The 7,586-nt window shown below is 70.1% G+C and carries 7 protein-coding genes; 3 read left to right on the top strand and 4 right to left on the bottom strand.

Features of this window, described 5'->3' with window-relative positions:
- From A612_RS15665 to xseB, 4 genes are all read right to left on the bottom strand, one after another.
- On the bottom strand, positions 1-819 hold an 819-nt coding region (locus A612_RS15665), incomplete at its 3' end, for a TRAP transporter substrate-binding protein (protein ID WP_019375378.1).
- A 206-nt stretch (positions 820-1,025) separates the two neighbouring features.
- Positions 1,026-2,918 (bottom strand): 1-deoxy-D-xylulose-5-phosphate synthase, encoded by a 1,893-nt coding sequence (gene dxs / locus A612_RS15660; RefSeq protein WP_019375377.1) that lies wholly within the window; start codon positions 2,916-2,918, stop codon positions 1,026-1,028.
- A gap of 86 nt (positions 2,919-3,004) precedes the next feature.
- Positions 3,005-3,907 (bottom strand): polyprenyl synthetase family protein, encoded by a 903-nt coding sequence (locus tag A612_RS15655; RefSeq protein ID WP_019375376.1) that lies wholly within the window; start codon positions 3,905-3,907, stop codon positions 3,005-3,007.
- On the bottom strand, positions 3,907-4,149 hold the full coding sequence (gene xseB, locus A612_RS15650) for an exodeoxyribonuclease VII small subunit (protein WP_019375375.1): 243 nt from the start codon (positions 4,147-4,149) through the stop codon (positions 3,907-3,909). The genes A612_RS15655 and xseB overlap by 1 nt, the downstream gene beginning before the upstream one ends.
- Before the next feature lie 281 nt (positions 4,150-4,430).
- On the opposite strand from xseB, the gene A612_RS15645 reads away from it, so the two are divergent.
- The 3 genes from A612_RS15645 to A612_RS15635 all read left to right on the top strand — a co-directional run.
- Positions 4,431-5,570 (top strand): aromatic ring-hydroxylating oxygenase subunit alpha, encoded by a 1,140-nt coding sequence (locus A612_RS15645; RefSeq protein ID WP_040437202.1) that lies wholly within the window; start codon positions 4,431-4,433, stop codon positions 5,568-5,570.
- Between the two features lie 102 nt (positions 5,571-5,672).
- Entirely contained in the window at positions 5,673-6,575 is a 903-nt protein-coding gene (locus tag A612_RS15640; protein WP_040437201.1) for a DMT family transporter, read from the top strand.
- A gap of 118 nt (positions 6,576-6,693) precedes the next feature.
- A partial coding sequence (locus A612_RS15635) for a sulfurtransferase (RefSeq protein WP_040437203.1) occupies positions 6,694-7,586 on the top strand: 893 nt, incomplete at its 3' end.

Below are 7,586 nucleotides of genomic sequence, written 5' to 3'. Positions count from 1 at the left end.
GGCGGCCGCCACGGCAGCGGCGGCCTTGACGATTGCCTTGTTCTCGGCCGACAGCTTCTCGAAGGCCTTGTTGTTGATGAAGAACTCCAGGTCGGCGCCGCCTTCCCACCAGCCCGGGTAGTAGTAGTACTTGGCGACCTTGTTGAAGCCGAGCTTCTCGTCGTCGTAGGGACCGACGAACTCGAGGGCATCGAGCGTGCCCTTCTCCAGCGCCTGGTACAGGTCGCCGGCCGGCAGGTTCTGCGCGACCACGCCCAGCTTGGCCATGCCCTCGCCGAACACGCCGCCGCCCATGCGCATCTTCAGGCCCTTCAGGTCCTCGACGGTCTTGATCTCCTTCCTGTACCAGCCGCCCATCTGGGTGGTGGTGTTGAGTGCGCTGAGCGTCTGGAAGTTGTACTTGGCAAAGAACTCGTTGAGCAGCTTGCGGCCGTTGCCGTAGTCCTTCCAGGCCATGTTCTGCAACGCCGTCAGGCCGAAGGGCACGGCGCAGCTGAAGGCGAAGATGGGGTCCTTGCCCGTGAAGTAGTAGGCGGCGGACAGGGCCATCTCGATGGTGTCCTTCTCCAGCGCGTCGACCACGCCGAAGGCGGGCATCAGCTCACCGGCGGCGTGCACCGACACCTCGAACTTGCCGCCCGAGAGTTCCTTGACGGTCTCGGCGAACTTCACGCCCGAGCCGAAGATGGTGTCCAGGGACTTGGGGAAGCTCGCGGCCATGCGCCAGCGCACGGTCTCTTGGGCGTGCACTGCGGGCGCCACGCCGGCGGCCAGCACACCGGCCAGGCCGGCCTGCTTGATGATTGAACGACGATCCATGGACTTGTCTCTCCAGTTGGTGATGTGAAAACAAAACGGCAGCGCACGGGATCGCGGCCTCCGCCTTCCGCGCGTTGCACAACGACAAATTGTAAAAACCGAGCAGTACGGGGTCCTTACGTGTTTCCCCTCGAAAGCTGCGCAATTGCCATTTGTTTGCGCTGCAAGCGCCGTGCGGTGCGCACAAACAACAGCGCCCAGGCTCCTCAGGCCGCCGCGCGCCCGGGCGCGGTCACCGATCCCGAGCCGAAGCGCCCGCGGATCGAGCCTTCGATGCCGGCCGCATCCAGCCCCTGCATCGCCAGCAGCCGCGCCGGGTCGCCGTGCTCGATGAACACGTCGGGCAGGCCGAGCTGCAGCACCGGCAGCGTGATGCCCGCCGCATTCAGCGCCTCGCAGACGGCGCTGCCCGCGCCGCCCATGACGGCGCCCTCTTCCACGGTCACCAGCGCCTCGTGGGTGCGCGCCAGGCGCAGCAGCAGCTCGGCATCGAGCGGCTTGGCCCAGCGCATGTTGGCGACCGTCGCATCCAGCCGCTCGGCCGCCTGCAGCGCCGGGTAGAGCAGCGTGCCGAAGGCCAGGATGGCAACGCGCCGGCCTTCACGGCGCACCTCGCCGCGGCCGTAGGGCAGTCCTTCCAAACCCTCCAGCGGAGCGACCCCGACGCCGCTGCCGCGCGGGTAGCGCACGGCCACGGGGTGATTCTGCTCATAGGCGGTGGTGAGCAGCTGGCGGCACTCGCGCTCGTCGGCCGGGCAGGCCATGGCCATGTTGGGAATGCAGCGCACGAACGGAATGTCGTAGGCACCGGCGTGCGTGGCGCCGTCCGCGCCCACCAGGCCGGCGCGGTCGAGCGCGAAGACCACCGGCAGGTTCTGCAGGGCGACGTCGTGGATCAGCTGGTCGTAGGCGCGCTGCAGGAAGGTCGAGTAGATCGCCACCACGGGCTTGACGCCCTCGCAGGCCATGCCGGCGGCGAAGGTCACGGCATGCTGCTCGGCGATGCCCACGTCGTAGTAGCGGCCCGGGAAACGCTTCTCGAACTCCACCATGCCGGAGCCCTCGCGCATGGCCGGCGTGATGCCGACCAGCCGCGGGTCCTTCTCGGCCATGTCGCACAGCCACTGGCCGAAGACCTGCGTGAAGGTCGGCTTCGGCGGCGTGGCCGGCTTGACCAGGCCGATCTTCGGGTCGAACTTGCCCGGGCCGTGGTAGGCGACCGGATCGGCCTCGGCGAGCTTGTAGCCCTGGCCCTTCTTGGTCACCACGTGCAGGAACTGCGGGCCCTTGAGGTCCTTGATGTTCTCCAGCGTGGGGATCAGCGAGTCCAGGTCGTGGCCGTCGATGGGGCCGATGTAGTTGAAGCCGAACTGCTCGAACATGGTCGCCGGCACCACCATGCCCTTGGCCTGCTGCTCCAGGCGCTTGGCCAGTTCGAGCAGCGGCGGCACGTTCTTGAGCACGTTCTTGCCCACGTCGCGCGCGCGGGTGTAGAAGTTGCCGCTCATCAGCTGCGCCAGGTAGCGATTCAGCGCGCCCACCGGCGGGCTGATGCTCATGTCGTTGTCGTTGAGCACCACCAGCAGGTTGGCGTCGGCCACGCCGGCGTTGTTCAGCGCCTCGAAGGCCATTCCGGCGGTCATGGCGCCATCGCCGATGATGGCCACGCAGTGGCGCTCCACGCCCTGCTGGCGCGCCGCCAGCGCCATCCCTAAGGCCGCGGAGATGCTGGTCGACGAGTGCGCCGTGCCGAAGGTGTCGTACTCGCTCTCGCTGCGCTGCGGGAAACCCGACAGGCCGCCGAGCTGGCGCAGCGTCGCCATGCGCTCGCGTCGGCCAGTGAGAATCTTGTGCGGATAGGTCTGGTGGCCCACGTCCCAGACCAGCCGGTCCTCGGGAGTGTGGAAGACCGCGTGCAGGGCGATGGTCAGCTCCACCGTGCCCAGGTTGGACGACAGGTGGCCGCCGGTCCTGGACACGCTCTCCAGCACGAAGGCGCGCAGCTCGCCCGCCAGCAGCTTCAGCTCGGCGCGCGAGAGCCGGCGCAGCTCGGCCGGGTCGTTGATGCGTTCCAGCAAGGGATAGGACGTGGTGGACATAGGCTCCAATTTCCAAGGCGTGTCGCCCCTGCCAGGCAGAGGCTGCGGGTGGCCACGGCAAGGCGCGCTGGCCGGTCCGGTCTCACTCAGTGCGAACGATGCACCACCATCTCGGCCAGGGCCGCCAGGGCCCGGGTATCGCCCAGGCCACTGGCCGCCAGCTGCGTGCGGGCCTCGGCCAGCAGCACCGCGGCGTGGGCGCGCGCACCCTCCAGGCCCATCAGCGACACATAGGTGGGCTTGTCGGCCGCCGCGTCCTTGCCGGCTGTCTTGCCCAGCGTGGCCGAGTCCTGCGTCACGTCGAGGATGTCGTCCACCACCTGGAAGGCCAGGCCGATGGCGGCACCATAGCGCGAGAGCGCGGCGCGTGCAGGCTCCGGGGGCATCCCGCAGGCCGCGCCCATCTCGACGCTGGCCTGCAGCAGCGCGCCGGTCTTGAGCGCGTGCATGCGCCGCAGCTCGGACTCGGCCATGGGGCGGCCGACGTGCGCCAGGTCGATCGCCTGGCCCCCGGCCATGCCCCGTGCACCAGCGGCGCGCGCCAGCAGCCGGCACAGCGTGGCTTGCACGGGCGACGCCACGCCCTCTTCGGGGGTGAGCAGCTCGAAGGCCAGCGCCTGCAGCGCGTCGCCGGCCAGCAGCGCCTGCGCCTCGCCGAAGCGCACGTGCACCGTCGGCTTGCCGCGGCGCAGCACGTCGTTGTCCATGCAGGGCATGTCGTCGTGCACCAGCGAATAGGCATGGATCAGCTCGACCGCGCAGGCTGCCCGCAGGGCGGCTTCCTCGTGCCCGCCGACGGCCTCGCAGGCCGCCAGCACCAGCAGCGGGCGCAGCCGCTTGCCGCCGCCCTGCACCGCGTAGCGCATCGCCTCGCCCAGGTCGGCGGGGTCGTCGGCGCCCAGTGCGGCGTCCAGGGCCTGTTCCACGCGCGCCAGCTGCGCCTGCATCCAGGCGCCGGGCACGAAGGCCTGCGGGTGGCGCGCCGCCATCACGGCTCGTTCCAGGGCTGCAGGATGCCCTCGTCGAGCACCTTGATCTGTTCCTGCACGGCTTCCAGCCGGGCGCGGCAAAATTCCAGCAGCCAGGCGCCGCGCTGGTAGCCGACGAGCATATGGTCCAGCGGCAACTGGCCCGATTCGATGCGCGCGACGAGCTGCTCGAGCTCCTGCAGCGCGGCTTCGTAGCTGGCGGGCTCGGACGGGGTGGGTGAAGGGGCGGCGGCCTGGGGCATGTCGGTGGGCGGGCGCCGGCACGGGCGCGGGTCGAAACGGCCCATTTTAGGCGCTCGGGCCCGTCGCGGACCGTCTCCCGCTGCGGCGCGCCCCCGCCGGCCGGCACGCCCCGGCCAATACACGCATGGGCATCGAGGAAATAACCCCACCAAATATAATCCCTTTCCTGAGGACAACCGGCTGTGGGGCAAGAAGCGCTCTGGGCCGGTTTCGTGTTTCTGTCGCCCGCCCGTGCGCACGCGCACCCTCCCTGTGGGGAGTCTTTAAGTCAGGTCGCCCCATGTCTGATTTGAGCCTTCGACTGCAGCAGGCCGCAAGCCAACTTCCCGTGTCCAGCTATTTCTCCGAGGCGCTGCTGCAGCGCGAGCTGGACGTCCTGTTCCGCCAGGGTCCGCGCTACGTGGGCCATGGGCTGAGCGTGCCGGAGCCCGGCTGCTACCACGCCCTGCCGCAGGAAGGCGAGGGCCGCGCGCTGGTGCGCAACGCCCAGGGGGGCGTGGAGCTGATCTCCAACGTCTGCCGCCACCGGCAGGCCATCATGCTGCGCGGACGCGGCAACCTGCAGGCCGAGGGCAAGGGCCACGCCGGCGGCCACATCGTCTGCCCGATCCACCGCTGGACCTACTCCAGCAGCGGCGAGCTGCTGGGCGCCCCCCAGTTCAAGCACGACCCGTGCCTGCACCTGAACAACTACCCGCTGCGCGAGTGGAACGGCCTGCTGTTCGAGGACAACGGCCGCGACATCGCCGCCGACCTGGCCGGAATGGCGGCGGCGCACGACCTGTCCTTCGAGGGCTACGCGCTCGACCACGTCGAGCTGCACGAGTGCAACTACAACTGGAAGACCTTCATCGAGGTGTACCTCGAGGACTACCACGTCGGCCCCTTCCATCCGGGCCTCGGCAACTTCGTGACCTGCGACGACCTGAAGTGGGAGTTCGGGCGCGAGTTTTCCGTGCAGACCGTGGGCGTGGCGCCGACCTTCGCCCAGCCCGGCTCGGACATCTACAGGCAGTGGCACGAGGTGCTGCTGCGCTACCAGGGCGGTGAGCTGCCGCAGCGCGGCGCCATCTGGCTGACCTACTACCCGCACATCATGGTCGAGTGGTATCCGCACGTGCTCACGGTGTCCACCTTGCACCCCATTAGCGTGGACCGGACCCTGAATTTGGTCGAGTTCTATTACCCCGAGGAGATCGTCGCCTTCGAGCGCGAATTCGTCGAGGCCCAGCGCGCCGCCTACATGGAGACGGCGATCGAGGACGACGAGATCGCCGAGCGCATGGACGCCGGCCGCAAGGCGCTGATGGAGCGCGGCGACAACGAGGTCGGCCCCTACCAGAGCCCGATGGAAGACGGCATGCAGCACTTCCACGAGTGGTACCGCGGCAAGATGGGCGAGGCCGTGCCGGCGAAGTGACCCCGCCGGACCGCCCTCCCTGGCGGCCCGGGGCCCCGGCTGCTGGTGCCCCGTGCAGGCGCCAGCAGCTTTTTTGATCCCGCACTCCATCCCCCTCTTCCCATGCAAGCCCTCTGGATGGTCCTGGCCGCGTTCCTGTTCGCCAGCATGGGGGTGTGCGTGAAGATCGCCTCGGCCTGGTTCTCGCCGGCCGAGCTGGTGTTCTACCGCGGTCTGCTGGGCATGGGGCTGCTGGCGCTGCTGGCACGCCGCCAGGGCGCGTCCCTGGGCACGCGCTACCCCGGCATGCACGCCTGGCGCAGCCTGGTGGGGGTGATCTCGCTGGGCGCGTGGTTCTACGCCATCGCCCACCTGCCGCTGCCCAGCGCCGTCACGCTCAACTACATGAGCAGCATCTGGATCGCCGCCTTCCTCACGGGGGGCGCGCTGCTGGCCTGGCGCCCGAGCGCGCAGGAGCCGCGCCCGCCGCTGCACGTGCCGCTGGTGCTGGCCGTGCTCGCGGGCTTCGCGGGGGTGGCGCTGATGTTGCGCCCGAGCACGGAGGGGCTGCAAGGCTTCGCCGGCACGGTCGGGCTGCTCTCGGGCTTTTGCGCCGCGCTGGCCTACATGCAGGTCTCGGCCCTGTCGCGCCTGGGCGAGCCGGAGGCGCGCACGGTGTTTTACTTCGCGCTCGGCTCTGCCGTCGCGGGCGGCGCGGCCATGCTGGTGTTCGGCGCCTCGCCCTGGCCCGGCTGGCCGGCGCTGTGGCTGCTGCCGCTGGGGCTGTTCGCGGCCGGCGGCCAGCTGTGCATGACGCTCGCCTACGCGCGGGCCTCCACACCACGCGCCACCCTGGTGGTCGCCAATCTGCAGTATTCGGGCATCGTCTTCGCGAGCCTGCTCGGCATCTGGATCTTCGATGACGAGCTGCCGCCCATCGCCTGGGCCGGCATGGCGCTGATCGTCGCCAGCGGCATCAGCGCCACGGTGCTGCGCGCACGCACCCCCGTTGGGCGCCCGGTCTGAAGAGGCGCGCAGGAGCCGCCACCCCCGCGGATGCGGCATCCACGGACATGCGGGCGGCCCGGGCGCAGCCACAATGGCGTGCATCGCACCGACGGCGCTTCTCTTTTTGCACACCACCATGGCCTACACCCTGCTGATCTCCGCCCCCGAACTGCAGGCGCTGATGCGCGAGCACCAGCGCCTGATGGTATTCGACTGCAGTTTCGACCTGGCGACGCCCTCGCGCGGCGCAGTGCTGTACCGCGAGGAGCACATCCCCGGCGCCGTCCATGCCGACCTGGACCAGCACCTGAGCGCCCGCCATGGTGCCCCCGGCCCGGGTGGCGTGCTGGTGGCCGGGGCGGCCGACGCGCCCTGCTCGGGCGGGCGCCACCCGCTGCCCAACCGCGAACGGTTCGCGACTTGGCTGTCCTCCGTCGGCTTCGCCAACGACATGCAGGCGGTGGTCTACGACAGGAATGGCGCCAACTACTGCGGGCGCCTGTGGTGGATGCTCAAGTGGGCCGGCCACGACGCCGTGGCCGTGCTCGACGGCGGGCTGCAGGCATGGAAGGCGGCCGGCGGCGCCGTCGCAAGCGGCGATGAACCGGCGCATTTCCAGACCAACTTCCGCCTCGGCGAGCCACTGCGCCGGCTGGTGGGGGCGGACGAGGTCCACGCCCGGCTGTCGGGCGGCGGCCAGGTGGTGATCGACGCGCGCGCCGCCGCGCGCTACCGCGGCGAGGTCGAGCCGCTGGACCCGGTGGCCGGGCACATCCCCGGCGCGCTCAACCGTCCCTTCGGTGAGAACCTGGGCCCCGATGGCCGCTTCAAGCCGGCCGCGCAGCTGCGCGCGGAGTTCGACGCGCTCTTGGCCGGGCGCGACCCGGGCAGCGTGGTGCACCAGTGCGGCAGCGGCGTGAGCGCCATCCCCAACCTGCTGGCCATGGAGATCGCCGGCTACCCGCCGACCGCGCTGTTTGCCGGCAGCTGGAGCGAATGGTGCAGCGACCCGACGCGGCCGGTGGAGCG

The sequence above is a fragment of the Melaminivora alkalimesophila genome (assembly GCF_000282995.1).
In the GTDB taxonomy this organism is placed as follows: Bacteria; Pseudomonadota; Gammaproteobacteria; order Burkholderiales; family Burkholderiaceae_C; genus Melaminivora; species Melaminivora alkalimesophila.
Note: the sequence above shows the minus strand (reverse complement) of the source record. Positions and strands in the feature narration are given on the sequence as shown.